The sequence below is a fragment of the Herbaspirillum lusitanum genome (assembly GCF_026127345.1).
GTDB lineage: Bacteria > Pseudomonadota > Gammaproteobacteria > Burkholderiales > Burkholderiaceae_D > Herbaspirillum > Herbaspirillum lusitanum.
Genome location: NZ_QXFG01000001.1, coordinates 25,301 through 51,187 on the forward strand (window position 1 = coordinate 25,301; position 25,887 = coordinate 51,187).

The 25,887-nt window shown below is 64.0% G+C and carries 23 protein-coding genes; 13 read left to right on the top strand and 10 right to left on the bottom strand.

Features of this window, described 5'->3' with window-relative positions:
• Positions 1 to 119: 119 nt before the first annotated feature.
• From DXT88_RS00120 to DXT88_RS00135, 4 genes are all read left to right on the top strand, one after another.
• The gene (locus DXT88_RS00120; protein ID WP_265210843.1) at positions 120 to 1,058 is read left to right on the top strand and encodes a LysR family transcriptional regulator; all 939 of its coding nucleotides are present in this window, start codon (positions 120 to 122) and stop codon (positions 1,056 to 1,058) included.
• A 71-nt stretch (positions 1,059 to 1,129) separates the two neighbouring features.
• Positions 1,130 to 2,059 carry an ornithine cyclodeaminase family protein gene (locus DXT88_RS00125; protein WP_265210845.1) on the top strand — a complete coding sequence of 310 codons (930 nt, stop codon included), beginning with the start codon at positions 1,130 to 1,132 and terminating at the stop codon, positions 2,057 to 2,059.
• 255 nt (positions 2,060 to 2,314) lie between these two features.
• The gene (locus DXT88_RS00130) at positions 2,315 to 3,076 is read left to right on the top strand and encodes an SDR family NAD(P)-dependent oxidoreductase (RefSeq protein ID WP_265210846.1); all 762 of its coding nucleotides are present in this window, start codon (positions 2,315 to 2,317) and stop codon (positions 3,074 to 3,076) included.
• A gap of 37 nt (positions 3,077 to 3,113) precedes the next feature.
• Positions 3,114 to 3,317, top strand: coding sequence for a hypothetical protein (locus DXT88_RS00135; RefSeq protein WP_265210848.1), 204 nt, complete (start codon positions 3,114 to 3,116; stop codon positions 3,315 to 3,317).
• Positions 3,318 to 3,323: 6 nt separating this feature from the next.
• On the opposite strand, the gene DXT88_RS00140 is transcribed toward DXT88_RS00135, so the two are convergent.
• The 3 genes from DXT88_RS00140 to DXT88_RS00150 all read right to left on the bottom strand — a co-directional run bounded on the left by DXT88_RS00140 (position 3,324) and on the right by DXT88_RS00150 (position 4,701).
• Positions 3,324 to 3,662 (bottom strand): ferredoxin family protein, encoded by a 339-nt coding sequence (locus tag DXT88_RS00140; RefSeq protein WP_265210849.1) that lies wholly within the window; start codon positions 3,660 to 3,662, stop codon positions 3,324 to 3,326.
• Positions 3,659 to 4,006 carry a hypothetical protein gene (locus DXT88_RS00145; protein ID WP_016836217.1) on the bottom strand — a complete coding sequence of 116 codons (348 nt, stop codon included), beginning with the start codon at positions 4,004 to 4,006 and terminating at the stop codon, positions 3,659 to 3,661. The genes DXT88_RS00140 and DXT88_RS00145 overlap by 4 nt, the downstream gene beginning before the upstream one ends.
• A gap of 110 nt (positions 4,007 to 4,116) precedes the next feature.
• Complete coding sequence (locus DXT88_RS00150) at positions 4,117 to 4,701, bottom strand: RNA polymerase sigma factor (RefSeq protein WP_265210895.1); 585 nt, start codon at positions 4,699 to 4,701, stop codon at positions 4,117 to 4,119.
• Positions 4,702 to 5,021: 320 nt separating this feature from the next.
• Here DXT88_RS00150 and DXT88_RS00155 point away from each other — a divergent pair, with 320 nt between their 5' ends.
• Positions 5,022 to 6,110: a sensor domain-containing diguanylate cyclase gene (locus DXT88_RS00155; RefSeq protein ID WP_265210850.1), complete on the top strand. Its 1,089-nt coding sequence runs from the start codon at positions 5,022 to 5,024 to the stop codon at positions 6,108 to 6,110.
• Here DXT88_RS00155 and DXT88_RS00160 read toward each other — a convergent pair.
• From DXT88_RS00160 to DXT88_RS00170, 3 genes are all read right to left on the bottom strand, one after another.
• Positions 6,107 to 7,972, bottom strand: a complete 1,866-nt coding sequence (locus DXT88_RS00160; protein WP_265210852.1) for a peptide transporter — start codon at positions 7,970 to 7,972, stop codon at positions 6,107 to 6,109. The genes DXT88_RS00155 and DXT88_RS00160 overlap by 4 nt on opposite strands.
• A 23-nt stretch (positions 7,973 to 7,995) precedes the next feature.
• A complete protein-coding gene (locus DXT88_RS00165) occupies positions 7,996 to 9,195 on the bottom strand; it encodes a threonine ammonia-lyase (RefSeq protein ID WP_265210853.1) in 1,200 nt (399 codons plus the stop codon).
• 128 nt (positions 9,196 to 9,323) lie between these two features.
• The gene (locus DXT88_RS00170) at positions 9,324 to 10,865 is read right to left on the bottom strand and encodes a methyl-accepting chemotaxis protein (RefSeq protein WP_265210854.1); all 1,542 of its coding nucleotides are present in this window, start codon (positions 10,863 to 10,865) and stop codon (positions 9,324 to 9,326) included.
• Positions 10,866 to 11,309: 444 nt separating this feature from the next.
• Between DXT88_RS00170 and cuyB the strand changes: the two genes are divergently transcribed.
• The 8 genes from cuyB to DXT88_RS00210 all read left to right on the top strand — a co-directional run bounded on the left by cuyB (position 11,310) and on the right by DXT88_RS00210 (position 21,150).
• Positions 11,310 to 12,806 (top strand): cysteate racemase, encoded by a 1,497-nt coding sequence (cuyB, locus tag DXT88_RS00175; protein ID WP_265210856.1) that lies wholly within the window; start codon positions 11,310 to 11,312, stop codon positions 12,804 to 12,806.
• A 391-nt stretch (positions 12,807 to 13,197) separates the two neighbouring features.
• The gene (locus DXT88_RS00180; protein WP_265210857.1) at positions 13,198 to 14,718 is read left to right on the top strand and encodes an ABC transporter substrate-binding protein; all 1,521 of its coding nucleotides are present in this window, start codon (positions 13,198 to 13,200) and stop codon (positions 14,716 to 14,718) included.
• Between the two features lie 100 nt (positions 14,719 to 14,818).
• Positions 14,819 to 15,757: an ABC transporter permease gene (locus tag DXT88_RS00185; RefSeq protein ID WP_265210858.1), complete on the top strand. Its 939-nt coding sequence runs from the start codon at positions 14,819 to 14,821 to the stop codon at positions 15,755 to 15,757.
• 20 nt (positions 15,758 to 15,777) lie between these two features.
• Positions 15,778 to 16,671 (top strand): ABC transporter permease, encoded by an 894-nt coding sequence (locus tag DXT88_RS00190; RefSeq protein ID WP_265210896.1) that lies wholly within the window; start codon positions 15,778 to 15,780, stop codon positions 16,669 to 16,671.
• 12 nt (positions 16,672 to 16,683) lie between these two features.
• Positions 16,684 to 17,667 carry an ABC transporter ATP-binding protein gene (locus DXT88_RS00195; RefSeq protein WP_016836229.1) on the top strand — a complete coding sequence of 328 codons (984 nt, stop codon included), beginning with the start codon at positions 16,684 to 16,686 and terminating at the stop codon, positions 17,665 to 17,667.
• A 10-nt stretch (positions 17,668 to 17,677) separates the two neighbouring features.
• Positions 17,678 to 18,637 carry an ABC transporter ATP-binding protein gene (locus DXT88_RS00200; protein ID WP_265210860.1) on the top strand — a complete coding sequence of 320 codons (960 nt, stop codon included), beginning with the start codon at positions 17,678 to 17,680 and terminating at the stop codon, positions 18,635 to 18,637.
• Between the two features lie 60 nt (positions 18,638 to 18,697).
• Complete coding sequence (locus DXT88_RS00205) at positions 18,698 to 20,332, top strand: gamma-glutamyltransferase family protein (RefSeq protein WP_265210861.1); 1,635 nt, start codon at positions 18,698 to 18,700, stop codon at positions 20,330 to 20,332.
• A gap of 32 nt (positions 20,333 to 20,364) precedes the next feature.
• Positions 20,365 to 21,150 (top strand): GntR family transcriptional regulator, encoded by a 786-nt coding sequence (locus DXT88_RS00210; protein ID WP_265210863.1) that lies wholly within the window; start codon positions 20,365 to 20,367, stop codon positions 21,148 to 21,150.
• Between the two features lie 78 nt (positions 21,151 to 21,228).
• Here DXT88_RS00210 and DXT88_RS00215 read toward each other — a convergent pair whose 3' ends face one another.
• From DXT88_RS00215 to DXT88_RS00230, 4 genes are read right to left on the bottom strand one after another with little or no spacing between them, the layout of a single operon-like run.
• Positions 21,229 to 21,597: a DUF3325 domain-containing protein gene (locus tag DXT88_RS00215; protein ID WP_265210866.1), complete on the bottom strand. Its 369-nt coding sequence runs from the start codon at positions 21,595 to 21,597 to the stop codon at positions 21,229 to 21,231.
• On the bottom strand, positions 21,597 to 23,228 hold the full coding sequence (locus DXT88_RS00220) for a PepSY-associated TM helix domain-containing protein (RefSeq protein WP_265210868.1): 1,632 nt from the start codon (positions 23,226 to 23,228) through the stop codon (positions 21,597 to 21,599). The genes DXT88_RS00215 and DXT88_RS00220 overlap by 1 nt, the downstream gene beginning before the upstream one ends.
• Positions 23,225 to 23,515, bottom strand: coding sequence for a DUF3649 domain-containing protein (locus tag DXT88_RS00225; RefSeq protein ID WP_265210870.1), 291 nt, complete (start codon positions 23,513 to 23,515; stop codon positions 23,225 to 23,227). Before DXT88_RS00225 ends, DXT88_RS00220 begins: the two co-directional genes overlap by 4 nt.
• Positions 23,516 to 23,554: 39 nt before the next feature.
• Positions 23,555 to 25,750: a TonB-dependent siderophore receptor gene (locus DXT88_RS00230; RefSeq protein ID WP_265210871.1), complete on the bottom strand. Its 2,196-nt coding sequence runs from the start codon at positions 25,748 to 25,750 to the stop codon at positions 23,555 to 23,557.
• Positions 25,751 to 25,887 lie beyond the last annotated feature (137 nt).

Sequence of the window (25,887 nt, forward strand, 5' to 3'; positions counted from 1 at the left end):
TTAAAATCTTGTCGTCAAGGCAATGCCGAAACGGCATGGGACATTCCCATGCCGTATTTGTATAGTGTCATGCCGGAAAGTATGCGGCGGTCAATGCCTGCCAGAGAGAGCGCGAACAAATGGAAATCAAATGGGTGGAAGACTTCCTGTCGGTGGTCGAGACGCTGAACTTCAGCCGTTCGGCCAAGCTGCGCAACGTCACGCAGCCGGCCTTCGGTCGCCGCATCCGTTCGCTGGAAGCCTGGCTCGGCGCCGAGCTGTTCGACCGCTCCACGTATCCCTGTGCGCTGACCTCGGCGGGCGAGTCCTTCGTGCCGATCGCGCGCGAGATGCTCAACCAGTCGACCCAGGCGCGCCTGATCCTGCGCGGCCAGCTGGCCGGCGCGCAGGCGACCGTGAAGTTCGCCATGCCGCACACGCTACTTCTTACGCTCTACCCCAAGCTGCTGTCCGAAATCGAGAAGTGCACCGGCGCCATGGCGACCACGGTGCAGGCGACCAATGTGCACGACGCCGTGATGGCGCTGGTCGAGCGTCACTGCGACCTGCTGATCTGCTATCACCATCCGCAGCAGGGCATCGACCTCGACTCCGAACGCTACGCCATGCTGTCGCTCGGCAAGGAGCCGCTGCGCCCTTACGTCAAGGCCATCGGCAAGGGCGTGCCGAAGTACACGCTGCCGGGCACGGCGAGCGAGCCGGTGCCGTTCCTGAGTTACTCTTCCTATTCGTCGCTGAGCCGCATCGTCGAGAAGCAGCTCAGCGCCAGCCCGCGACCGGTGCACGTGTTCCGCCGTTTTGAGTCGGACCTGGCCGAGGGCCTGAAAAGCATGGTGCTGGAAGGCCATGGCGTGGCCTGGCTGCCGGCCAGCGCGGTGACGCGCGAAGTGGCCGAGGGCAAGCTGACGCTGGCGATCGCGCCCAACGACAACGAGGCGCTTTCGACCGGCCTGTGGAGCGACGAGATGGACATCCGCTTGTATCGTCGCATCGATGACGCCCGCTCCGATCTCGACCGCATCTGGGCTTGCCTGAAGGCCGCGCACGCAGTGCGTTAGCAATTACAGGATTTCGTTTCTGCATCAACCTGCATCAACTTGCATCAACCAACGTTTAGAAGAGGACCACCGTGAAGCTCATCACCAACCAGCAAGTCAGCGAACTCGTCACCACCGCCGACGCCGTGCAAGCCATGCGCGAAGCCTTCGCCGCAGCCGGCAGCGGCGCGCAGCAGGCACGCGTGCGCACCAGCGCATCCAACGGCGTGATGCTGTCGATGATGGGTGCGGTGATCCCCGATGCGGGCATCGCCGGCGCCAAGGTCTACACGACCATCAAGGGCGCGTTCAAGTTCGTGATCACGCTGTTCTCGACCGAGACCGGCGCGCCGCTGGCGACCATCGAAGGCGACACCATGACCGGCCTGCGCACCGCCGCCGCGACCGCAGTGGCTTGCGATGCGCTGGCGCGCAAGGACGTCGAGACGCTGGCCGTCATCGGCACCGGGGTGCAGGCGCGCTCGCACATCCCGGCGCTGCTGCAGGTGCGCAAGTTCAAGGAAATCCTGATCGCAGGCTTGTCCGGACAGCAGGAGCTGGCTGACGAAGTGACAAAAACCTACGGCGTGCCGGCGCGCGTGGTCGAGATCGACGACGCCGCCCGTCAGGCCGACGTGCTGGTGACCGTCACACGCGCATCGACGCCGCTGTTCTCGGGCGACTTGTTGAAGCCGGGCGCCTTTGTCGCCGCCGTCGGCGCCAGCAAGGCCACCGTGCGCGAGCTGGACGACGTCGCCATCAAGCGCGCCGCCGCGCTCGTGGTCGAGTGGAAACCGCAGGCGCAAATCGAAGCCGGCGACCTGGTGCAATGCGCACCGGGCACCTTCGACTGGGCCAATGTGTGGGAACTGGGCCAAGCCGTCGACGGCAGCATCGGCTACAAGCGCAAGGAAGGCAAGGACGACGATATCGTGATCTACAAGGCCATCGGCATCGGCCTGGAAGACGTGGCGCTGGCGGGCCTGGCGTATCGCAAGGCGGCGGCGCAGAACGGCTGGTAGGCTGGCACCTTGCCGCTGAAGCAATAGCCCGGTGCAAACGGCGGCCTGCGGGTCGCCGTTTTGTTTTGTGCTCCGCTCGCTGCTTCCTCGCCTCCTCTTCTCTCCTACAGCAGCTTGCGGCAGTGTCCGATGTCCATCGGCGGCGGGCCTGACTACAGTAATACCTATCCCCCGACATTTTCCCGCCCCGCCTTGTGACATCCCGGCGGCAAGGCGCCTCCGCGTCCCCAGGGAAATCTCACATTGGAGACCGCCATGAATCGTTTTGAAGACAAGGTCGTCATCGTCACCGGCGCCGCATCCGGCATGGGCAAGGCCACCGCGCATCGCTTTTCCAGGGAAGGCGCCAAGGTCGTGCTGGCCGATCGCCAGCATGAAAAACTGCAGGAGACGCTCGAGGAATTGCCATCGGACCGCACCGCAGCGCGCCTGACCGACGTCTCCGCGCATGAACAGGTGCGCGACCTGATCGATTTCGCGATTGAAAAATTCGGCAAGCTCGACGTGCTCGTCAACGACGCCGGCATCCACGTGCCCGGCAATGTGCTTGAGGTCAGCGTCGACGACTGGCATCGGGTGCAGGCGAACAATGTCGACAGCGTGTTCTTCGGCGCGCGTGAAGCGATCCCGCACCTGGCCAAGACCAAAGGCAGCATCGTCAACGTCGCTTCGGTCTCGGGCCTGGGCGGCGACTGGGGCATGAGCGCCTACGATACGTCCAAGGGCGCGGTGGTCAATCTCACGCGCGTGCTGGCGCTGGACTTCGCCAAGAAGGGCATCCGGGTCAACTCCGTCTGTCCCTCGTTCACGTACACCGCCATGACCGCCGACATGGTGGACGACAAGGAACTGATGGCGAAATTTGCCGAGCGCATCCCGCTCGGGCGCGGCGCCCAGCCGGAAGAAATCGCCTCGGTGATCGCCTTCCTCGCCAGCGAGGATGCCGGCTTCGTCACCGGGGTCAACCTGCCGGTGGATGGCGGCCTCACCGCGTCCAACGGCCAGCCGGCCCAGTAGCCTTCAACACGAGTTTCCACACAACAAAGGAACAGCCATGGCCAACCGCCCCACCCTGCATCTGCCGCAATCCGCCGGAGGTAATGCTGATGACAACGCTGATGCGCCGGTCAATCCGGATCGTGAATACGAAGAGTCGACCGAGAGCAAGCTCGACCACAGCAAGCCGCCGCGTCACGACAAGACGGCGGCCGACAAGAAGCACAAGGATGAGCCGCAGATCTCGGTCGGCAAGCCCTAAGAGAAATTACGCGGCGGCGCGCACCAGCGTGATCGCGCGTTCCGGGCAAGCCGTGACGCACAGGCCGCAGGCGCGGCAGGCATCGGCGTTGGGCGTGTAGGCGACGTGCATGCCGTGCACGCGCAGTTTGAATTTGTTGAGCATGCCCAGCGACTGATAGTCGGCGTCGTCGATGCGGCGGATTTCAAAAACATCTTCCGGGCAGACCACCAGGCAATCGCCCTTCCCTTCGCAACGTTTCAGATTGACTGCCGGCACGATGACGCCGGGGGCTTGTTTGCAGCCGCCGGCCGCTTGTCGCTGCGCCGGCGGCTGCTCTGAAGTCCGATCCAGGATTTTATTCATTGCGGATCTTTGGGGGCGGCGGACGGACGCGCATCGGCGACGTCGTTGCGCCCCCAGCGGCCGCGCCAGCCGCGCATGCCCTGTTTGAATTTCTCGCGTTCTTCATCGCTCATCTGTTCCCAGCGCTGGCGATGATGATGGTGGCAGCCGCGTCCGCGGAAGCCGCCGAACAGGATCTTGCTCAACACCAGCAAGCCCAGCGCCTGCAGGTACGCAATCTGATGCACCCCCGGGAACAGCGACGGCAACAGCCAGTTCCACAGCGACATGACGACCCAGCCCAGCGCGGCGACCCCGGCGATGACGAGTACCAGGATTTTCCAGAATTTGCGTTGACAGCCCATGTTGTCCTCCTTTGCTTGATGCGAGTGAGCGAATTAAAAGATAAGAAAAAATAAGAAAATGTGAAAATTCGTAGCTGGTCGGAGCGGCTTTCAGTACACGCTTCCGGCCTTCATTCCAGTTCGTCGTACAGCGTCTGCAAGCGTGAGCGCAGATGCAGTACGGCGTAGCGTTTGCGCGCCAGCAGCGTGTTCACGCCGACGCCGGTTTCTGCGGACAGCTCCTTGAAGCTGCGCCGCTCGAGTTCATGGGCGATGAAGACGTCGCGCTGTTCCGCCGGCAGTTCTTCCAGCGCGTCGTGCAGCTCGGCCAGCAGCAGCGAGCGCGCATAGGCGGCTTCCGGGCCGGCGTCGGTGTCGGGCAGCAGTTGCTCGAGCCAGCCGTCGTCTTCATCCTCGTCTTCGCCGCCGGAAACAGGCAGCGCCTGCTCGCGCTTCTTGCGAAAGCGGTCGACGATGCGGTTGCGCGCCACCCGGAACATCCAGGCGCCGACCTGCTCGATCGGCTCGGGCAGGCGACAGGCCTCCACCAGTTCGTAGAACACGTCCTGGAGAATGTCTTCCGCTTCGGACGGATCCGGCACCCGCGTACGGATGAAGTTGCGCAGGCGTGAACGCTCGCGCAGCACCGTGTCGGTAATACGTTTATTGTTGTTGTCGGCTTCGGCCATCGGCGTTGAAGGCAGCGTCGTTTCCATGCCGTGAAGACGGATCACGGCGGCGGATATTGTGGGATATGGAAAATAAACATGGAACAGCGGGCGGGCGCTCACCGCCGATGCTAGCGGCAATTGCCTGCAGGCGGGGCCGCGGGACTGAAAATTACCGGAGATTGCCTGATTGATATTGTCGCAATGACATGAATGTGTGGCGCGATTATACGTGCCGGGGGCAAAACGCGATGTCGCTCATTTGGGGGATATACAGTTCGCCGATATCGTTTTACATTCTCTGCATCAGCGCAGAACAACAGAAAAAGAACAGAAAGAACAGGCAATGATCTTATGACCGTTTCAACATGACCAACCTGCGTGCGGCCCGCAGCGACCAGCAGCAGCCCGGCTTCGGCCTGGCCGCTGCTGCGTCCGTGCGTTTGCCCGGCCATCCGGCCAGCGAACCCGATGAGCGCCTGGGCCAGCTCTTGTGGAACGTCACCTCGCTGGCCGGCATGTTGTGCGACACGCCCATCGCGATGGTGTCGCAGTTGCAGGGCCAGTTCGACTGCACCGAAACCGGCGCGCTGTCGTTGGCCGCGGCGGTCGCGCTCGACGGCGGCATGGATCAGCGCCGCCAGTGGTGGCGCTTGTCCGGGCAGTCGGACATTGTCTGCAGCACCGCCGATTTCGGTCTGTGCGAATCGGCCGCCCTCACGCCCGAGCGCATCACTGAAATCAGCGACCTTACCCTCGACCAGCGCTTCGCCCCTGGCGGCATGGCCAAAGGACCGACCGGCTTGCGCTTCTATGCCGCCATGCCGATGTGCAACCAGCGCGGCGACCTGCTCGGCACCTTGTGCGTGCTCGACCGCAAGCCGCGCCTGCTCGAGCAGCACCAGCGCAGCGGCCTGCATCTGCTGGCGCGACAATTCATCACGCAAGTGGAATTGCATCGCGACCTGCAGATGCTGCAACGGCAGACGCTGACGGACCCGCTCACGGGCGCAGGCAACCGGCGCGGCTTCGACCGCCGGCTGCGCGAAGAATGGTCGCGCCATCTGCGCAGCGGCGAGGTCTTGTCCTTGCTGATGATCGACGTCGACATGTTCAAGCAGTACAACGACACCTACGGCCATCCGGCCGGCGACGATGTATTGAGTCTGTTGTGCGAGTTGCTGCGCATGCCGCTGCGCGCCAGCGATTTCGTCGCGCGCGTCGGCGGCGACGAGTTTGCGGTGATTCTGCCCAATACGCCGGAGGTCGGCGCCGAACTGGTGGTGGAGCGCATCCAGGCCATGCTGCAGGCAGCGAAATGGCCGCATTGCCCGGTCAGCATCAGCGCCGGCGTGGCGACCTTGTCGCCGGGCGAAGTCTGCGATTTCGCTACGCTGCTGCAGCGCGCCGACCAGGCCATGTACATGCGCAAGCACAGCCGCCGCGGCGACGACTAGTCCCGTCTGTTCCGGTCCTTGTCCTTACCTTGCAAGGCCGCCAGCATCATCTTCCCCATGATTTCCGGACGACCATTGAAGATGGTCTGCACCGCATCGACCCCGGTCAGCTCGCGCCGCAGCTGATTGCGCAGCGCGTGGTCGTCGGCCAGCCGCACGGTGGCCTTGACGTACTCATCGACCGTCGGCGTCACCAGCCATTGCGGGAATTTCAAGCGTCCGAACAAGCCTTCGTCGATGTGCTCGTGCACCTCGGGCCCGGTCTTGCACACGCCGGCCAGGCCGGCGCTGACGGTGTCGATGATGCCGTTGGTGTTGCCGAACGGGAAGGGGTTGATGAACATGTCGCAGCGCGCGATCACCTGCATGTAGGCGCCGTACTGCTGGTGCGGATAGACGGTGGCGGCGTCGCCGAGGAATTGCCCGATCACGCGCTTGACCTGCGGATAGATCAGCATGCCCTGGGCCTGCCCGATCAGGAAATGGAAATGGATCTTGCTGTTTGCCTCGTGCAGGATGCGCTGGCAGGCGCGCAGGAAATCGGGATTGAGCTTCATCGTGGTGGAGGCCACCACGATCTGCACCACGTCGGGCGTCTCGCGGATTTCCGTTGGCAAATCCAGTTGCTTCGCATGCGCCGAGGCGCGATACGGCATGCCGTCGGTCGGCAGGCGCAGCAGCTGCTCGCTGAAGCAGGCCGGGTCGCCGACGTAGTCGTCCTCGACCACGACGTAATCCATCTCGGGCGAGTGCGAGGTCGCCGGATGACCGAGCGCCATCGCCTGCACCGGCGCCAGGCGCAGGTTGGACAGGAACATCGTCAGCGCGAACATGCCGACGCTGGGCATGTAGAACACCTGTGCGGCCTTCTCTTGCGCGACGCCGCGGATCTGCTTCAATTGGTCGAGGATTTCGCCCGGCGCGATCTCGACGAATTCATCGAACACCGCGCGGCCGGCCTCGTCCACCGTGCTGGCGTAGCCCATGCCGACCACGTGGAAGAGTTCGCGCGCCGCTTCCAGCGTGCGCGAGTGCGTGCGGTAGATCGAGTGCGCCGAGCTGAACCATTCCACCACGACCAGCAGCACGGGTTTGCGCTTGCCACCTGGGCCATCAGCCTGGACCGGCGTATTTAGTGACGTAATGCCGGCACGTTCGATGCTGCGCCGGATCAGGGCATTGATCGGCTTCTTGATGTCGTGCTTGTCGGCGCGGCGGGCGTAGCTGCAGTGCATGTAGACGTCGTGCAGGATGCCGGCCGGCAGCTGCGCCAGGTCCTCGATCTGTTCCAGCCGCGCCGACAGCCACGGCAGGATCTGCTCGCGCTTTTCGTAGGCCACCGGCGTGGCCAGCAGGCGCGGCGACAGCAGCGCCAGGCACAGGCTGGCGACCAGCGTCTTGTCGTGCGCCCAGAAGGCGTCGAGGTCCATCGGGATTTCGGACTCGGGCGAATACAGAAGGCAGAACTTGATCAGGTCGCGGTTGCTGATTTCCACCTCGCGCAGGTTGCCCTTGCCGCGGATGTTCCAGGCGCGCACCACGTGGTCGGCATTGCGGAACGAGCTGGCGGCGAACAGGCTGGACAGCCAGCGATGCATCACCAGCATCTGGCCGAAGCCGAGCTGGGAGAACTGGAACTCGCTGTCCGCGAACAGGCAGGAAATCGCCGCCGCGATGCGGGTGACGACGTGCTCGTTGAGTTCGTCGGCCTGCACGCTGGAGAGCGGCTTGGCGGTGAAATCCTCGCCCGGCAGGCCGTAATTGGCGTCCAGCGCCGACAGCAGCGCCATCAGCTCGCGCGCGGCCTCCTCATGCTGGCGCGAGTAGGCCAGGTATTCGAAATTCTCCAGCGAAAACGCCATCGCTCCCCCGTTCTCTTGCTTTTTTAGTGTTGTTCTTCGGCCTCGAAGCCGGCCTGGCGCAAGGCGTTCAGCACCAGCGCCAGGTGTTCGCGGCCGCGCGTCTGCAGGACCAGTTCGATGTCGACGTTCTGCGCCGCCAGCATGGTAAAGGCGCGCTGGTGATGCACTTCGTCGACGTTGGCGCCGGCTTCGGCGACGGTGGCGGTGATGCGCGCCAGCACGCCCGGCACGTCGCGTGCCGACACGCGCACGCGCGCCAGCCGGCCGGCGCGCACCATGCCGCGTTCGATGATCGCGGCCAGCAGCAGCGGATCGATATTGCCGCCCGACAGCACCATGCCCACGCGCTTGCCGCGGAAGCGTTCCGGATGACGAATCAGCGCCGCCAGCCCGGCCGCGCCGGCGCCTTCGACCAGGGTCTTTTCGATTTCCAGCAGCATCAGCACGGCTTGTTCGATGTCGCCCTCGTCGACCAGCAGCAGGTCGTTGACTTCGCGCGCGATGATGTCACGCGTCAGCACGCCGGGCGTGGCGACCGCGATGCCTTCGGCGATGGTGCTGGTGCCGAGCGCATGGGTGGTGCCCTGCACGGCGTTGATCATCGACGGGAAGCGCTTGGCCTGCACGCCGACGATGTCGATGCCGGGTTTGCGCGCGCGCGCCGCCACCGCCATGCCGGCCAGCAGGCCGCCGCCGCCGATGGCCACCACCAGCGTGTCGAGGTCGGGCACGGCGTCGAGCATTTCCAGCGCGACCGTGCCCTGGCCGGCGATGATGGCTTCATCGTCATAAGGATGGACGAAGGTCAGGCCGCGTTCCTGCGCCAGCGCGAAGGCATGGGCGCGCGCTTCTTCCAGCGTGTCGCCATGCAGCACCACCTCGGCGCCGAAGCCGCGCGTGCGTTCGATCTTGACGCCCGGCGTGAAGCGCGGCATCACGATCAGCGCGTGCAGGCCGAGCCGTTGCGCGTGATAGGCCACGCCTTGCGCATGATTGCCGGCCGACATGGCGATCACGCCACGCACGCCGGCGGCGGCCAGGTCGGTCAGCTTGTTGCAGGCGCCGCGTTCCTTGAATGAGGAAGTGAACTGGAGGTTTTCGAATTTGAGGAAAACCTGGGCGCCGACGATCTCCGACAGCGTGCGCGATTCCACGCACGGGGTGTTGAGGATTTGGCCTTGCAGGCGCGCGGCGGCGCGCTGGATATCTTCGATGGTGGTCATACGGTCCGCTCAAGTCTGCACAAAAACAGGGAGCAGACATTGTAGCGAGAGAGACGGCGGCTGCGGGAAGGAAATGCGTTGTTACGCTATTCCCGCAGCCGGCGGGGAGGAAACCCGGCCGGGCCGGATTATGCCTTGAGCTTGAAGATGCCGACGATCTGCGCCAGGTTGGCGGCCTGGTCCTGCATGGCGCGCGCGGCGGCGGCGGCTTCTTCGACCAGCGCGGCGTTCTGCTGGGTGCTTTCATCCATCAGCACGATGGCGCGGTTGACCTCTTCGATGCCGGTGCTCTGCTCGGTGCTGGCGGCGCTGATTTCGCCGACGATGTCGGTCACGCGGCGCACGCTGGCGACCACTTCGGACATGGTGGCGCCGGCGTTTTCGACCAGCTTGCTGCCGCTGTCGACCTTGTCCACCGAGGCGGTGATGAGTTCCTTGATTTCCTTGGCCGCGCCGGCCGAACGTTGCGCCAGGCTGCGCACTTCACTCGCCACCACCGCGAAGCCGCGGCCCTGCTCGCCGGCGCGGGCGGCTTCCACTGCGGCGTTCAATGCCAGGATGTTGGTCTGGAAGGCAATCCCGTCGATCACGCTGATGATGTCGACGATCTTCTTGGACGATTCGTTGATGGCGCTCATGGTGTCGATCACCTGTCCGACCACGGCGCCGCCCTGGGTTGCGACTTCGGAGGCCGATACCGCCAGCTGGTTGGCCTGGCGGGCGTTTTCGGCGTTCTGCTTGACGGTCGAGGTGAGTTGTTCCATGGCGGCGGCGGTTTCTTCCAGCGAGCCGGCCTGCTGTTCGGTGCGGCTCGACAGGTCGAGGTTGCCGTTGGCGATTTCCGCCGACGCGGTGGCAATGGTGTCGGTGCCGGTGCGGACCTGGCCGACGATATTGACCAGGTTGTCGTTCATGTCCTTGAGCGCCGCCATGAGCTGGCCGGTTTCGTCGCGCGATTCCACCGTGATGACGGTGCCGAGGTCGCCCTGGGCCACCCGGCCGGCGACGCCGACCGCGGTGACCAGCGGTCGCGTGATCGAGCGCGTGATGAACACCGCCAGGCCGATGCCGGCCACCAGCGCGATGCCGCCCAGCACGATCATGAGCAGGCGCGCGGTCTTGAACAGGTCGTTGACCTGGTGCGTCAGCGTGGTGATGGCGTCGCTCTGCAGATTGGACAGTTTCTCGATCGAGGCCAGGTACAGCTTGCTGTTGGGCAGCAACTTTTCTTCCACGACCTTGCGGGCGCCTTCTTCGTTGCCGGCGTCCTTTTCCTTGAAGACCTCGGTGTTGGCGGCGATCACCACCTTGCGGCGTTCGTTGATCTCATTGAGCAGCGCCTTGCCCTGGTCGTCGACGATGGTCGCTTCCATCTGCTTGACGTATTCGTTGTTCTTGGAAATGGTGGCGACGATCTGGTCCTTGTAGAACTTCTGCTGTACTGGGTCGGCGTTCTTGGCGGCGGCGACGATGCGGCCGACGTTGAGTTCGATCGACTTGTAGAAAGCATTGACCAGCCGTTCCTTGGCCAGCGCGTTGTTGACCATGTAGTCGGTCATGTTGCCCACCGATTGCAGGCGCCAGACGCCGATCGCGGTAATGATGCTCATCAGCACCAGGATGGCGGCGAAACCGATGCCCAGGCGCGTACCGATTTTCAGGTTTTTCATTGTCTTCCCTCGAGGTTGGGCGCTGTTCGCCGCTTGCCTTGTCCCCTCCGGCCATGTTTGCAGCTTGTGGCTGTTGGCTCTTCATGCAGGAACAGGCAGATATCCGGTCGATACGATGCGCATCCTGACATTAACGGATGCTGCGATGCCGTACTTGAGGGGAAAGCGAGCCGGTCGCTTAATTATTCCTCGGGGTCAGGAGACCGTCAGCTTATGTCCATCGGCTGTCTTCCTTGTTGCCGGGTTGGCGGCGCCCGGACGGCGACCGTACAATGCCTGCCCGGTTGCATGTATATCAGGTGCAACCGGGCGTGGAAAGTCCCGCCCGGCGCCTGTTGCGGCAAACTATGCTTTGGCGACATAACCTCCGTACTACTTTGCATAGCGTCGCGCGCCGCAACGATTATGCTCGGCACATAGAACAACATCCGTGCGAGCGTATCCATGAAAGTCGAACAAATCCAGCGAGCAATGTCGGTCGGCGTGATCGGCGGCCTCGGCGCCATCGGCAGCGCGGACCTGTACGCAAAAATGACGCGCACCGCAGCCAGGACAGTCGGCAAGGACCGCGTCAAGGTGCTGTTCGGCCAACTGGCTTTCGACGACGCCGACATGGCCGGCGCGGAGAATGCCCAGACCAACACGCGCAAGCTGTACGTGTTCGACATGCTGCGCGACTTCGAGCAGCGCGGCACCAGCGCCGTGCTGCTGCCCTGCTTCATCAGCCACACCTTCATCGACGAAGTGCAGGCCGAGATCGGCGTGCCCATCATCGACATGGTCGCCGCCATCCGCAGTCACCTGGCACAGCGCCTGCCCAAGCTGCAAAAGATCGGCGTGCTGACTTCCAGCTACGTGCGCAAGAAGGCGTTGTTCGAGAAATATTTCGCCGACGACTGCGAGCTGCTCTATCCGTCCGCCGTGATGCAGCATGCCTGCCTGATGCGCGCCGTCTACGGCACCACCGGCATCAAGAACGGCTACCTCGACGGCGAGTCGATCGACCTGCTGTACCGCGCCTGCAAGGACTTGCTCGACCAAGGCGCGCAGGTCATCGTGCCCGGCATGACCGAGATCGCCACCGTGGCCGAGGCGCTCAGCGCGCGCGGCATCCCGATCATCGACACCAACCAGATCTATGCGGAATCGGCATTGAGCTTCCAGGCCGAACAGGTGGGACGCTCGTTCAAGATCGGCGTGGTCGGCGGCGTCGGCCCGGCGGCCACGGTCGACTTCATCGAGAAGGTCATCAAGAACACGCCGGCCGCGCGCGACCAGGACCACATCAAGCTGGTGGTCGAACACAATCCCAAGATCCCCGACCGCACCGACAACCTGATCGGCGACGGCGCCGATCCGACCGTGGCGATCTACGCCGCCTGCAAGCGCCTCGAGAGCGACAACGCCGACATCATCGCGATCCCGTGCAATACCGCGCACGCCTTCGTCGAACGCATCCAGTCCTACCTGTCGATCCCGATCGTCAACATGCTGTCGGAAACCGTCAGCTACATCGAGAAGCGCCACGGCGACAAAAGCTGGATCGGCCTGCTGGCGACATCCGGCACCATCGCCAGCGGCGTCTATCAACAGGCCGTCGACCAGAACGGCGAGCGCAGCAACGGGCACGGCAAATTCAGCATGATCGTGCCCGATGCCGAGCACCAAGCGCTGGTCATGGACGTCATCTATGGCGAGCAAGGCGTCAAGGCCGGCTTCGTCAACGACGACGTGCGCGCCAAACTGGAGCGCGCCATCGCCCACCTGGTCGCCAACGGCGCCGACGTCATCGTGCTCGGCTGTACCGAATTGCCGCTGCTGATCGCCCAGGACGACAAGTTTGCCGTGGCAGGTAAGCGCGTACCGGTGCTCGATCCGACCGAAATCCTGGCGCGCCGCTGCGTCGCCCTGGCCAGCCCGCAAGGGCGCAAGGCGACGTGAAGCACGCGTTGGCGTTGGCAAACTGCAACAGCGCGGGTTTTGCGGCGACGGCGTTGAAGCAGCGCTGACCGCGCATCGCCGGCGTAAACTCATGCGTCGCACCATTTAGGTGGCACGGCAAAGTCGAGGTTGCACCAAGGCGCACTTTCTCGCATGTCATGAATTTTCTTTTTGGCAATATCCTGATGGCGATTTGTCGCCGTGAACCGCCCTCGTCCGGCGGTTTCTTGTGCGCCGCAATGGCGCTCCGGACAAGGCTTTCCTGCCTTCCGGCCAAATAAAAACCAGGCTTTCTCGCCGTTTTACGCTGCTCTCCGTCCCCAGCCTGTGGCACGATAAATGCATGTCTACTTTGATGTATACATTGGTGCCTACATTTAAAGGAACAACGATGAGCCAGTCTTTTCTTCCGCTTTCATATGCATTAACGCGTCTCTTCACCCGTCTTGCCGCCGCCGGTCTGCTGAGCGGCGCGGTGCTGTCGGCCTCTGCCGCGGTCATCAATATTTCGCTGGACGACGATCCCGGCAAGCTCGATCCGACGCAATCGTCGATGATCACCGAGCGCATCGTCTATCAAAGCATCTTCGACAAGCTGGTGGACCTCGACGAGAGCGGCAAGATCGTGCCCATGCTGGCGCAGCGCTGGACCATTTCCGATGATCAGAAGACCTACACGCTGTATCTGCAAAAGGGCGTGAAATTCCAGGACGGCACACCGTTCAACGCCAAGGCGGTGGAATTCAACCTGCTGCGCGGACAGGAGAAAGCCTCCCTGCGCCGCAATGAGCTCAAGTACATCAAGCAGATCACGGTGATCGACGACAGCACCGTCAAGCTCGAGCTGACTGCGCCGTTCGCACCGTTCATGTCGATCCTGACCGATCGCGCCGGCATGATGTCCTCGCCGGACGCCGTCAAGAAATACGGCGACGACTACGTCAACAACCCGGTCGGCACCGGTCCCTTCATCTACAAGGGCCGCCTCAAGGGCGCCACCATCACGCTGGAAAAGAATCCGCACTACTGGCAGGCCGGCCTGCCGAAAGTCGACGGCGTCACCTACCGGATCATGAACGACGTCAACGTCGCCTTCAACAATCTGCGCAGCGGCCAGGTCGACATCACCAACCGTTTTCCGTACAAGGAAATCACCAACATCGACGCCGGCGCCAAGTACACCGTCATCAACAAACCGTCGCTGGGCTTCCGCGGCTTTTACCTGAATACCTCCAGGCCGCCGTTCGACAAGAAGGAAGTGCGCGAAGCCGTCGACATCCTGATCGATCGCAACGCCATCGCCAAGGTGGTCTACAACGGCGCCGTCGCCGCCGCGCATTCGCCGTTCAGCAAGGCCCAGTTCGCCCATGGCGACGCCGATGCACCGCCGAAAGTCGACCTTGCGCGCGCCAAGGCGCTGCTCAAGGCGGCCGGCAAGGAAGCCGGTTTCAGCTTCCGCCTGACGTTGCCGACCACGCCGTATGAATCGCAGGTCGGCCAGATGATCCAGGGCATGCTGCGCCCGGCCGGCATCAGCGTCACGCTGGAAAAAGCCGAGCTGGCCACGCAGATCGAGGCAGGCAAGGCGGGCACGCATGAAGCGTTGTTCGTCGGCTGGAGCGGCCGTCCCGATCCCGACCAGAACGTCTACGACTTCACCGTCACCAACGGCTCGCTGAACTATTCCAAGTACGGCACCAAGGAAGTCGACGACCTGCTGCAACAAGCCCGCCTGGAAAGCAACGAGGCCAAGCGCAAGGTCTTCTACGACCAGGCCATGCAGATCCTGGTGAAGGATGTGCCTTACGTCTTCCTGAACCACGACAACGTGCTGTTCGGCATTTCCAAGTCGATCAAGGGCTTCAGGCTGGTGCCGGACGGCGTGATCCGTACGGCCACGCTGTCGAAGTAACCGGTCGATAGCGGTTGCGATTGCCGCCGTGGGCGAGGACCTGCGGCGGCAATGCCTTCCGGCCACATTACATGCATTACCCCAGTCTTTTACATCACCCATGTCGCCACTGATCAAACGCATCCTGCTGGTCATCCCCACCCTGCTGCTGGTCAGCATGGTGATCTTTTCGCTGCTGGCGATCCTGCCCGGCGATCCGGTGACCGCCATCCTCGGCCTGGAAGCGACACCCGAAGCGGCGGTCGCGTTGCGCCTACAGCTCGGTCTCGACGATCCGCTGTACGTGCAATACGCGCGCTGGTTGTGGAATGTGCTGCACGGCGACCTCGGGCGCTCTTTCATCGACCGCACGCCGGTCATCGACGTGCTGATGCAGCGCCTGCCGGTGACCATCGAACTGGCGGTCGGCAGCTTCGCCGTCGGCATCCTGATCGCGGTGCCGGCCGGGATCCTGTCGGCGGTGCGCCCGCGCGGCATCGCCAACTACTTCACCACGCTGGTGGCGCTGTTCGGCATGTCGGTGCCGCACTTCTGGCTGGGCATGATGTTCATCATCCTGTTCGCGGTCAAGCTGGGCTGGCTGCCGGCCTCGGGCTACGTGCCGTTCACCGAGGACTGGCGCGGCAACCTGGCGGCGATGTGCATGCCGGTGCTGGCGACCGGGCTGCGCGAGTCGGCGATCCTGATGCGCATGGTGCGCAGCAGCCTGCTCGAAGTGCTCAATGAAGATTACATCCGCACTGCGTTCTCCAAGGGCCTGCGCGACTGGCAGGTGGTGATCGGCCACGCGCTGCGCAATGCGCTGATCCCGGTGGTCACGGCCAGCGGCCTGATGGTGTCGGTGCTGCTGGGCGGGCTGGTGATCACGGAAAGCATCTTCGCCATTCCGGGCATGGGCAAGATGATCGTCGACGCCATCTTCCAGCGCGACTACGTCATGGTGCAGGGCGGCGTGCTGGCCGCCGCGCTGATGGTGGTGATCGTCAACCTGGCGGTGGACGTGCTGTACACCGTCATCGATCCGCGCATCGAAAGGTGACCGCCAACATGAAAGCAAATATGGACCAGGCCATCGCCACCCCATCCAACGCAGCGGACGCCCTGCCCCGCCGGCAACGCTTCACCGGACTGCGCCGTTTCGCCGGCAATCGCCTTGCCGTGCTCGGCGCCGCCATCATTCTGCTGCTGGTGCTGATCGCGATTTTTGCGCCGCTGCTGGCGACGCACGATCCGATCTTCGATCAGGACTACGGCAACCTGCTGTCGGGTCCCGATACGACCCACTGGATGGGCACCGACGATCTCGGCCGCGACATCTTTTCGCGCATGCTGTACGGCGCGCGCATTTCGCTGCAGGCGGCCCTGATCGCGGTCGGCCTGGCCTTCTGCGTCGGCGTGCCGGTCGGCATCGCCAGCGGCTACTTCCGCGGTTTCTGGGATGAGTGGGTGGTGATGCGCATCGTCGACGCGCTGCAAGCCTTCCCGCCGCTGATCCTCGCGCTGGCCCTGGCGGCGGCGCTGGGCGGCGGCTTCTACAACGCCATGGCGGCGGTCGGCATCGGCTTCGCGCCGGCCTTCATCCGTCTCGCACGCGGCCAGGCGATGAGCATTCGCAATCTCGATTACGTCATGGCGGCGCGCTCGGTCGGCGCCGGCCACCTCCGCATCATGTGGCGCTACGTCCTGCCGAATGCGATGGCGCCGCTGATCATCCAGGCCACCTTCGCGATGGGCTCGGCCATCATCGCCGAAGCCGGCTTGTCCTACCTCGGCCTCGGCGCCCGCGCGGAAGATCCGAGCTGGGGCTCGATGCTGCATATCGCGCAAGGCTACCTGAACACCAATCCGACGCTGGCGCTGTGGCCGGGCGTGGCGATCTTTGCGGTGGTGCTGGGTTTCAATTTGCTGGGCGACGGCATCCGCGAAGTATTCGACCCGAAACTGTACCGCTAGAGAGAACCGGCCATGTTGGAAGTAAACAATCTCAAAGTCGAATTCGTCCGCAACGGCAAGCGCGTGGCGCCGGTCGACGGCGTCTCGTTCTCGGTCGGCGCCAATGAAACCGTCGGCCTGCTGGGCGAATCCGGTTGCGGCAAGAGCGTCACCGCGCTGTCCATCCTGCGGCTGTTCCCGATGGCCAGCAAGGCGCAGCTGAGCGGCTCGGTGCAATACAACGACGGCGTCAGGGTCAGCAACATGCTGGAAGCCGACGACGCCACCTTGCGCAGCATGCGCGGCAAGGAGATCGCCATGATCTTCCAGGAGCCGATGACATCGCTCAACCCGCTGCATCGCATCGGCCACCAGCTGCGCGAGATGCTCAAGGTGCACGGCAATCTGAGCCGCAAGGACATCGATGCGCAGGTCATCGCCATGCTGCAGCGGGTCGGCCTGCCGCGCGCCGAGCAACTGGTCGACGACTATCCGCACAGTCTCTCGGGCGGCATGCGCCAGCGCGTGATGATCGCCATGGCGCTGCTGTGCAATCCCGGCCTGCTGATCTGCGACGAGCCCACCACCGCGCTCGACGTCACCATCCAGGCGCAGATCCTCGACCTGATGCGCGCACTCAAGCGCGAGCACGGCACCGCGATCCTGATGATCACGCACGACCTCGGCGTGGTCGCCGAAATGTGCGACCGCGTGGTGGTCATGTATGCCGGCCAGGTGGTCGAGCAAAGCAGTGTGCGCGACCTGTTCGACGCGCCCGCCCATCCTTATACGCAAGCGCTGATGCGCGCGCGGCCGGCGCTGGATGCCGTGCCGGGCGAGCCGCTGGAAGCGATTCCCGGCGCGGTGCCGTTGCCGGGTTCGGTGGAATCCGGCTGCCGCTTCGCTGCGCGTTGTCCGAAGGTGCAGGAGCGTTGCCGTCGCGATGCGCCGACGCTTGATGCCGTAGATGATCGCGCGGGCGACGGCCATCTGGCGCGTTGCTGGTATCCGAATTGAAGAGGCCGACATGAGTTCCGCTCCCCTGCTCCAGGTCTCCGGCCTGAAAAAACATTTCGCCGCCGGCAAGCGCGGCGCGTCGCCGGTCAAGGCGGTGGACGACGTCTCGTTCGCCATCGAGGAAGGCAAGACGCTCGGCCTGGTCGGCGAATCCGGCTGCGGCAAATCGACCACCGGCCGCAGCGTGCTGCGCCTGATCGAGCCGACCGCCGGCAGCGTCAACTTCATGGGCGAGGAAATTTCCAAATTATCTTCTTCCGCCCTGCGCGCCATGCGCCGCAACATGCAGATGGTGTTCCAGGATCCGTTCGCGTCGCTCAATCCGCGCATGACCATCGGCGAGGTATTGGAAGAACCGTTGATCGTGCACGGCCTGTTCGATCGCGCCACGCGCAAGCGCAAGGTCGCCGAAATCCTCGACGTGGTGGGGTTGAGCCAGGCTTATGCCAGCCGTCATCCGCATGAATTCTCCGGCGGCCAGCGCCAGCGCGTCGGCATCGCGCGCGCCATCATCACGCGGCCGAAACTGGTGGTCGCCGACGAAGCAGTGTCGGCGCTCGACGTCTCGATCCAGGCGCAAATCCTCAACCTCCTGCAAGAGCTGCAAAAGGAATTCGCCCTCACCTATCTGTTCGTCTCGCACGACCTCGCCGTGATCCGTCACGTCAGCGATAGCATCGGCGTGATGTACCTCGGCCGCATGGTCGAGTACGGCAGCTGCGAGAGCGTCTACGGCGCGCCCAGGCATCCCTACACGCAGGCGCTGCTGTCGGCGATCCCGCGCGAGCATCCGGACCAGGTGCGCCAGCGCATCGTGCTGCAAGGCGGCATCCCCAATCCGGCGTCGCCGCCGCCGGGTTGCCATTTCCATCCGCGCTGCGCGTCCTGCATGGATATCTGCAAAACTGAACTGCCGCCTAATATCGAGACCGCGCCGGGCGAGTATGTCGCCTGCCATCTATATCGCTAGAATTCACCTTTGAATTATTTACCTGTTCATTCGCCCAGATCAGAAACCCGAAAGCATCCCATGCCAACCTTCAACGCCAATCACTACCCCTACGCTTCCCGCCGCAGCGCGGTCTTCGCCAATCGCGGCATGGTCGCGACCGGCCAGCCGCTGGCCGCACAAGCCGGCCTGCAAGTGCTGCAAGCCGGCGGCAACGCGATTGACGCCGCCATTGCAGCGGCCGCGGCATTGACCGTGGTCGAGCCGACCGCCAACGGCATCGGCGGCGACGCCTTCGCATTGATCTGGCACAAAGGCCAGCTGCACGGCCTCAACGCCAGCGGCCCGGCGCCGATGGCGATTTCGCTCGATGCATTCAGCGCGGCCGGACACAAGAACGTGCCCAAGTACGGCGCCCTGCCCGTCACCGTGCCGGGTACGCCGTCGGCGTGGGCGACGATGGCCGAGCGCTTCGGCCGCCTGCCGCTGTCGCGTTCGATGGCCGGCGCCATCAGCCTGGCGCAGGACGGCTTCCCGGTGTCGCCCATGGTGGCGGTGGCGTGGCAGCAGGCCTACAAGAATTTCACGCGTGAATTCAAGGACGATCATTTCAAGTCGTGGTTCGACACCTTCGGCTCACTTGACGCGGGTGTGGGTCAGGGCCGCGCACCGCAGGCAGGTGAAATGTGGCGTTCGCCCGGTCACGCCGCGACGCTGCAATCGATTGCCGACGACAACGCACGCAGCTTCTACCAAGGCGCACTGGCGGAGAAAACCGCCGCCTTCGTGCGCGCCGCCGGCGGTTACCTGGATGTCTCCGACCTGGCCGACTACCGGCCGGAATGGGTCGACCCGATCCGCGCCAACTATCGCGGCTACGACGTCTGGGAAATCCCGCCGAACGGCCACGGCCTGGTCGCCTTGCTGGCGCTGAACATGTTGAAGGGCTTCGATTTCAGCGAGCGCGACACCCTGCTCACCTACCACCGCCAGATCGAAGCGATCAAGCTGGCGTACGCCGACGGCCTCGCCCACATCGCCGACAGCGGCCACATGCGCATCCCGGTGCAGGACCTGCTGTCGGACGCCTACGCCGACGAGCGCCGCAAGCTGATCGGCGCGCGCGCTGCGTTACCGGCGCCGGGCGAGCCGCCGCGCGGCGGCACGGTGTACCTGTGCACCGCCGACAACGAAGGCAACATGGTGTCCTTCATCCAGAGCAATTACATGGGCTTCGGCTCGGGCCTGGTGGTGCCGGGCACCGGCATCTCGCTGCACAACCGCGGCAACAATTTCACGCTCGACGCCGCTCATCCGAACTGCCTGGCGCCGGGCAAACGGCCGTATCACACCATCATCCCCGGCTTCCTCACCAAGGACGGCGAAGCGGTCGGCCCGTTCGGCGTGATGGGCGGCTTCATGCAGCCGCAAGGCCATGTGCAGATGGTGATGAACACGGTCGACTTCGGCCTCAATCCGCAATCCTCGCTGGACGCGCCGCGCTGGGAATGGGAAAGCGGCAACAAGGTCAGCATCGAACACACCACCGCCGAGCACCTGTTCCGCGGCCTCGGCCCGGCCGGGCTCGGGCATGAAGTCAGCTGGTCCGGCAACCAGCTCGGTTTCGGCCGCGGCCAGATCATCTGGCGCGACGCCAACGGCGTGCTGTGCGGCGGCACCGAACCGCGCAGCGACGGTTGCGTGGCGGCCTGGTAGTTTCACTCTTTTCTGAAAAAGGCTGTGCGCCCATGCATGCTTCACCCGATCCGTCGCTGATGGACAGCGTCGCCGCAGAGCCGGCCAAGTCGTCGTCCTTGCCGGAGTATGTCTACGCGCGCTTGCGTGAAGACATCTTCGAGATGCGCCTGCTGCCCGGCGACCAGGTCACCGAGACCGAAGTCGCGGCCTACTTCAAGGTCTCGCGCACGCCGGTGCGCGAGGCGCTGCAACGCCTGCAAAGCGACGGCCTGATGCAGGGCTACGTGCGCGGCGGCTGGGAAGTGGTGACGATGGATTTCAAACGCTTTGCCGACTTGTACGAGTTGCGCCAGCTGATCGAAGTGCATGCCGTCAGGCGCCTGTGCGCCGGCCATGTCGATGGCAAACGCGCCATCGACATGGCGCAGATCGAGGCCCTCAAGGCGGACTGGTGCGTACCGGTGGAACAGCGCCTGACCGACGGCCGCGCCGCCGCCGCGCTCGATGAAGCCTTCCACCAGACGCTGGTGCGCGCCACCGGCAACCAGGAAATGGCGAGCGCCTTCGACCGCCTGACCGACCGCATCCGCATCGTGCGGCGGCTTGATTTCGTGTACGGTGATTGCGTTGGATCGACCTACGAAGAACATGCCGCCATCCTTGCGCAGATCGACGCCCGCGCCGGCGATGAAGCTGTCAGGTTGATAACCGAGCACATCGACGGCAGCCACGCGGAAGTCAACCAGATCACCCTGCATCGCCTGCACAGCGCGCGCGCCTCCGCCGCGACCGAACGCCTGCCTTACGTCACCGTGAGGGTCATGCGTTCATTCTGAGCAAGCTCTGCGAAGATCGTCTTTGCACCTGTTTTGTCGCCGGCAATTTACTGTTGTTGTCAGCCACGCGGGAAGGAATTACACCAGGCCGGTCGCCAGCGTGAGCAGCAACGCCAGCCACAACGCCGGCTTGCCCGTGCGCGGTACCGACTTCGGCGCGTAGCACAGCTGCAGCACCAGCAGCAGGGCGGCGACGGTCATGGTGCCGAGCCAGACCACCGGGCCGATGCCCCAGCCGCTGTCGCGCACGCACACGGCGAAGGCCGCCGTCAGCGCCAGCGTGCCGAGCCGGCGGCCGCGCTTGCGCAGCGCTGCGCTTGGCTCGGCGCCGCGGCCGTTGATGTCGGCGTAGTGGCGGTCCATCGCCAGGCTCAGCGCCACCCAGGCGCTGTAGGTCAGCGCCAGCGTCGCCAGGAATGGCAGCGGGATCAGGTCGGCCATGCTCATCACGCGGCCTCCTGCAGCTTGGCTTCCGACGTTTCTTGCGGATGCTGTTTGCCGCTTTTCTTTGCCGCTTTCTTCTTGCGGCCCAGGTGCCATGCCGCGAGCGCCAGACCGATTCCCAGCGCCAGCACCGTCAGGTCGAAACCGGCCACCGACCATGGACCCTGCGCCATGAACAGCGTCACGCCCAGGTGCGACGAGGTGGTGAAGACATTCAGCACCGGGATGCCCATGAAGAGCAGGGCGCCGGTCCACAATTGCCATTGCCACATGCGGCGGTCGGGACGGATCTGCGCCAGCACGGCGGCCACTCCCCAGGCGATGAAGAACCAGCTGATCTCGGCATCGGGGCGCCTGGGCATCGCCACCGGCAGCAGGCGGTTGGCCCAGAAGTAGGCGGCGAAGGCGATCGGCAGGCCGGCGATGGCGCCGATGTTGAGCGCTTCCACCAGGCGCAGGCCGAAGCCCACCCGTCCACCGGCGGCGAGTTTCCTGGCGTAACCCTGGCGCGTCTTGACCGCCCACAGCAGCGCGCCGGTGGCGACCATGGCGCAGCCCGACAGGCCGCACAGGAAGAACAGCACGCGCAGCAGCGGATTGGCGAAGTGGCCGATGTGCAGGCCGTACAGCACGCCGCGGGTGGCGTTGGCGCCGCCGATGTCTTCATTGTCGGCGCTGACCAGCGCGCCGGTGACGCCGTTGAATTGCACGCTGGGCTGGATGTAGTTCAGGCCTTTTTCTTCCTGACGACGGATTTGAATCGTCGCGTTGGCGTCGCCCGGATGATTGATCGTGATGCCCACCGCCGGGATGCCGTGCCAGCGCTGTTCGGCTTGCGCCAGCAGCGGTTGCAGCGGCGTCAGCGGCATCGGCTTGCCGGCAGGTTTGCCGTTCCTGGCGCTCGGGAAGACGTCGGCGAAGAAGCTTTCCTGGTTCCCTTTGTACGCCGTCTGGATGCCCCACGGCATGTACATGAACATCAGCGTGACCAGGCCGGTGTAGGTGATCATCAGGTGGTAGGGCAGGGCCAGCACGGCGGTGGCGTTATGCGCGTCGAGCCAGGAGCGCTGGCCCTTCTTCGGACGGAAGGTGAAGAAGTCCTTGAAGATGCGCTTGTGCGTGATCACGCCGCTGACGATTGCCACCAGCATGAACATGGCGCAGAAGCCGACGATCCAGCGCGCCCACAGCGCCGGCATGTAATGCAGGTCGAAGTGCAGGCGGTAGAGGAATTCGCCGCCGCGCGTCTCGCGCACGTCGGGCATTTTTTCACCGGTCAGCGGATCGATGATCTGGCTGGTGAACTTGCCGCGCGTCTTCGGCGGCGCATCCTTGGGCGGCGGGCTGATCCAGCCGATGCGCAGTGCCGTGCTGCGTTCGGCAGGCAAGGTGATGAACCAGCGCGAGGCATCCGGCGCCTTGCTTTGCAATGCGGTCAGCGCGGTTTGCGCAGCCTGGGCATCGCTGATCTGCACGCTGTGCGACGCATGCAGTTCGGGCTTCATCCACAGCGTGATTTCTTCGCGGAAGTAGGATGCGGTGCCGGCGCAGAACACCAGGAACAGCACCCAGCACACCAGCAGGCCGGACCAGGTGTGCAGCCATGCCATCGATTGGCGGAAACCTTCTCTCATGCCATGCTCCGCTGTACCAATAAACCAAGACCGAGCAACACGCCCGGCGCCACGATCCCGCCCCACGCACGCCACGCCGTGCGCGCCGCGAACACCCACAGCACCGCGCAGCAAAACACGATGAACGACAACAGCGTGGCGGTGATCACCGCTTCGGCAGGGTGCATCGGCAACACCACGGCAAGCAGGGCGGCGACCGCGGCGGAGAGCGCGTAACCGCCGCCGATGGCGGCTACTGCGCGTGAAGCGACGGCGAGGCGATAACGAAGGGCAGGATTCAGGTTCATTTCTTTACGTGGTGGTGATGCGGCGTCGGCTATGTACGATTACCAGCCGTACGACAGCGTTGCCGTCGCAGTGCGGCCTTCGCCGTACAGGCAGTAATTCGTCGAGCAGATACCGGGGTAATACACTTTGTCGAACAGGTTCTGGATGTTGAAGGCCAGACGTGCGCCCTTGAGTTTCGGATCCAGTTTCGCCAGGTCGTAACGCAACATCGCGTCGACCAGGGTGAACGACGCGATCTTTTGCGTGTTGCCGGCGTCGAGCCACATTTTACCGGTGTAGCGCGCACCGGCGCCGAAGCCGAGACCGTTCAACGGGCCGTTCTTCACTTCGTAGTCGGCCCATACCGACGCCGTATGCGGCGCCAGCGAGGTCGGCGCCTTGTCCTGCGCCGGCGCGCTGGCTTTCAGGTATTTGCCGGCGGTGTAAGCGTAAGCGGCCGTCAGGTTGACGCCGTTTTCCAGCGTCAGCTTGGCTTCCAGTTCAATGCCTTGGGTGCGCAATTCGCCGGTTTGCACCGAGCATTGCGTACCGCCGGCGCAGACATGCGTCGGATCCGGATCGGTCATGGTGTTGTTCTTCTGCTTTTGCTGATACACCGCAGCAGAAAACAGCGCGTTGTATGCCTTCGGCTGATAGCGCACGCCGGTTTCATACAGCACGCCCTTGGTCGGGATGAACGGCTTGCCGAAGAAGTCGGTGCCGCTGATCGGTTCAAAGGATTCCGAATAGCTCACGTACGGCGCCACGCCGTTTTCGAACAGGTACAGGGCCGCGAGGCGTTTGGTGAAGGCGCTGTCTTCCAGCCTGGCCGTGGTGGCGAGGGTGCTCTGGTTGCGGGTGCTGGTGCGCGCCTGTTCATAGCGGCCCGCCAGCGTAAAGCGCCAGTTGCCCAAGGCAGCCTGGTCTTGCAGATAGACGCCGGGGCGTTCCTGTTTCTGCAGCGTCGGCGCGGCAAAGGTGTACGCCGAGGTCGGCAGGGTGCCGTACACCGGATTGAAAATATCGATCGGCCTTGCCGTGGCGCTGGCCGAACGGGTGTCTTCTTCATACTGCGAATAGTCGAAGCCGACCAGGCTGGTGTGCTTGACCGGACCGGTGTCGAACTTTGCTTCCAGATGGGTATCGACGTTGGTGGTCTGGCTTTGGCGCCAGGCTTGCGACGCCGAACGCAACACCGTGCGGTTGTCGGCCTGCAGATTGGCGAAGCTGGTCGGCGAGATCGCGCGCGAGTAGGCGTTAACGTCGGTGAAGCGGAAGTTCTGGCGCAGTGTCAGCGCCTCGTTGAAGCGATGCTCGAACGCGTAACCGACGGCGTGCTGCTCACGCGTGTAGATGTTGTAGTCCGGCTCACCGAGATTGCGGTCGCGGGCAATCTGGCCGAGCGGATTCACGAACAGCGTGCCCTTGGACGGGATGAAATTGCGCGGGCTCAGGTCTTCGCTCAGGTAATGCGCCAGCAGCGTGAAGCTGGTGTCGCCGGAAGGCCGCCAGGTAATGGCGGGCGCGAAGTAGCGGCGGTTGTTCTTGACGCCGTCGACGCTGGTGCCGGCATCGCGAATCAGGCCGTTGAGGCGGTAGCTCAGCTTGCCGTCTTCATCGATGGCGCCGCCGATATCGAAGGCGGCCTGCTTGCGGTCGAAGCTGCCGTATTGCACCTGCAGTTCACGGATCGGCTCCGCGGTGGGACGCTTGCTGACCGAGTTGGCGATGCCGCCCGGTGCGTTGGTGCCGTACAGTACCGAGGCCGGGCCGCGCAATACTTCAACGCGCTCCAGGCCCCAGGTTTCGGTACGCATGGTGACGGCGCCGCCGCCGCCCGAATAGACCACGCGCAGGCCGTCCAGATATTGCGACGCGAAGAAGCCGCGAATGTATTGCCAGTCGCCGTTCGGGTCAGGGTAGGGTGCGCCGACGCCGGGGGTGTAGGCCAACGCATCGATCAGGTTTTGTGCGCCGCGCGTGTTCATTTCGTCGCGCGTGACGACGGAAACCGATTGCGGTGTTTCCAGCAACGGTGTTTCGGTCTTGCTGCCGGTCAGGGTCTTTTTGGCGACGAAGCCGTTGACCGGACCGGTCGCGGTCTGGTCGGTGGCGGCGGTAACGTTCACCTCCGGCAAGGTGCTGGCGTTGCCGGCAGGTTCCTGCGCCAGGGCGGCGTTGGCGATGCAAAACAAGGCGGTGGCAACAGCGGCTGAAACAGCCGTCGGCCGCGCGTCGAGCGAGCGGTAAGACATGGTGATTCCCTCTGAGTTATCGTGGTCCTGTGCCTGGCAACGATAAGATCGAGAGCTGGGTATCCGGGGTAAGTCGCTGAATTATTTTGATTTTTATCTCGACTTATTTCTAGATGATAACAATTCTTATTACAAAT

Bases quoted from the DNA above. Each gene is read 5' to 3' on its own strand.
- DXT88_RS00120 (WP_265210843.1), top strand. From the start codon at position 120: ATGGAAATCAAATGGGTGGAAGACTTCCTGTCGGTGGTCGAGACGCTG.
- DXT88_RS00130 (WP_265210846.1), top strand. From the start codon at position 2,315: ATGAATCGTTTTGAAGACAAGGTCGTCATCGTCACCGGCGCCGCATCC.
- DXT88_RS00135 (WP_265210848.1), top strand. From the start codon at position 3,114: ATGGCCAACCGCCCCACCCTGCATCTGCCGCAATCCGCCGGAGGTAAT.
- DXT88_RS00140 (WP_265210849.1), bottom strand. From the start codon at position 3,662: ATGAATAAAATCCTGGATCGGACTTCAGAGCAGCCGCCGGCGCAGCGA.
- DXT88_RS00145 (WP_016836217.1), bottom strand. From the start codon at position 4,006: ATGGGCTGTCAACGCAAATTCTGGAAAATCCTGGTACTCGTCATCGCC.
- DXT88_RS00150 (WP_265210895.1), bottom strand. From the start codon at position 4,701: ATGGAAACGACGCTGCCTTCAACGCCGATGGCCGAAGCCGACAACAAC.
- DXT88_RS00155 (WP_265210850.1), top strand. From the start codon at position 5,022: ATGACCAACCTGCGTGCGGCCCGCAGCGACCAGCAGCAGCCCGGCTTC.
- DXT88_RS00160 (WP_265210852.1), bottom strand. From the start codon at position 7,972: ATGGCGTTTTCGCTGGAGAATTTCGAATACCTGGCCTACTCGCGCCAG.
- DXT88_RS00165 (WP_265210853.1), bottom strand. From the start codon at position 9,195: ATGACCACCATCGAAGATATCCAGCGCGCCGCCGCGCGCCTGCAAGGC.
- DXT88_RS00170 (WP_265210854.1), bottom strand. From the start codon at position 10,865: ATGAAAAACCTGAAAATCGGTACGCGCCTGGGCATCGGTTTCGCCGCC.
- cuyB (WP_265210856.1), top strand. From the start codon at position 11,310: ATGAAAGTCGAACAAATCCAGCGAGCAATGTCGGTCGGCGTGATCGGC.
- DXT88_RS00180 (WP_265210857.1), top strand. From the start codon at position 13,198: ATGAGCCAGTCTTTTCTTCCGCTTTCATATGCATTAACGCGTCTCTTC.
- DXT88_RS00185 (WP_265210858.1), top strand. From the start codon at position 14,819: ATGTCGCCACTGATCAAACGCATCCTGCTGGTCATCCCCACCCTGCTG.
- DXT88_RS00190 (WP_265210896.1), top strand. From the start codon at position 15,778: ATGGACCAGGCCATCGCCACCCCATCCAACGCAGCGGACGCCCTGCCC.
- DXT88_RS00195 (WP_016836229.1), top strand. From the start codon at position 16,684: ATGTTGGAAGTAAACAATCTCAAAGTCGAATTCGTCCGCAACGGCAAG.
- DXT88_RS00200 (WP_265210860.1), top strand. From the start codon at position 17,678: ATGAGTTCCGCTCCCCTGCTCCAGGTCTCCGGCCTGAAAAAACATTTC.
- DXT88_RS00205 (WP_265210861.1), top strand. From the start codon at position 18,698: ATGCCAACCTTCAACGCCAATCACTACCCCTACGCTTCCCGCCGCAGC.
- DXT88_RS00210 (WP_265210863.1), top strand. From the start codon at position 20,365: ATGCATGCTTCACCCGATCCGTCGCTGATGGACAGCGTCGCCGCAGAG.
- DXT88_RS00215 (WP_265210866.1), bottom strand. From the start codon at position 21,597: ATGAGCATGGCCGACCTGATCCCGCTGCCATTCCTGGCGACGCTGGCG.
- DXT88_RS00220 (WP_265210868.1), bottom strand. From the start codon at position 23,228: ATGAGAGAAGGTTTCCGCCAATCGATGGCATGGCTGCACACCTGGTCC.
- DXT88_RS00225 (WP_265210870.1), bottom strand. From the start codon at position 23,515: ATGAACCTGAATCCTGCCCTTCGTTATCGCCTCGCCGTCGCTTCACGC.
- DXT88_RS00230 (WP_265210871.1), bottom strand. From the start codon at position 25,750: ATGTCTTACCGCTCGCTCGACGCGCGGCCGACGGCTGTTTCAGCCGCT.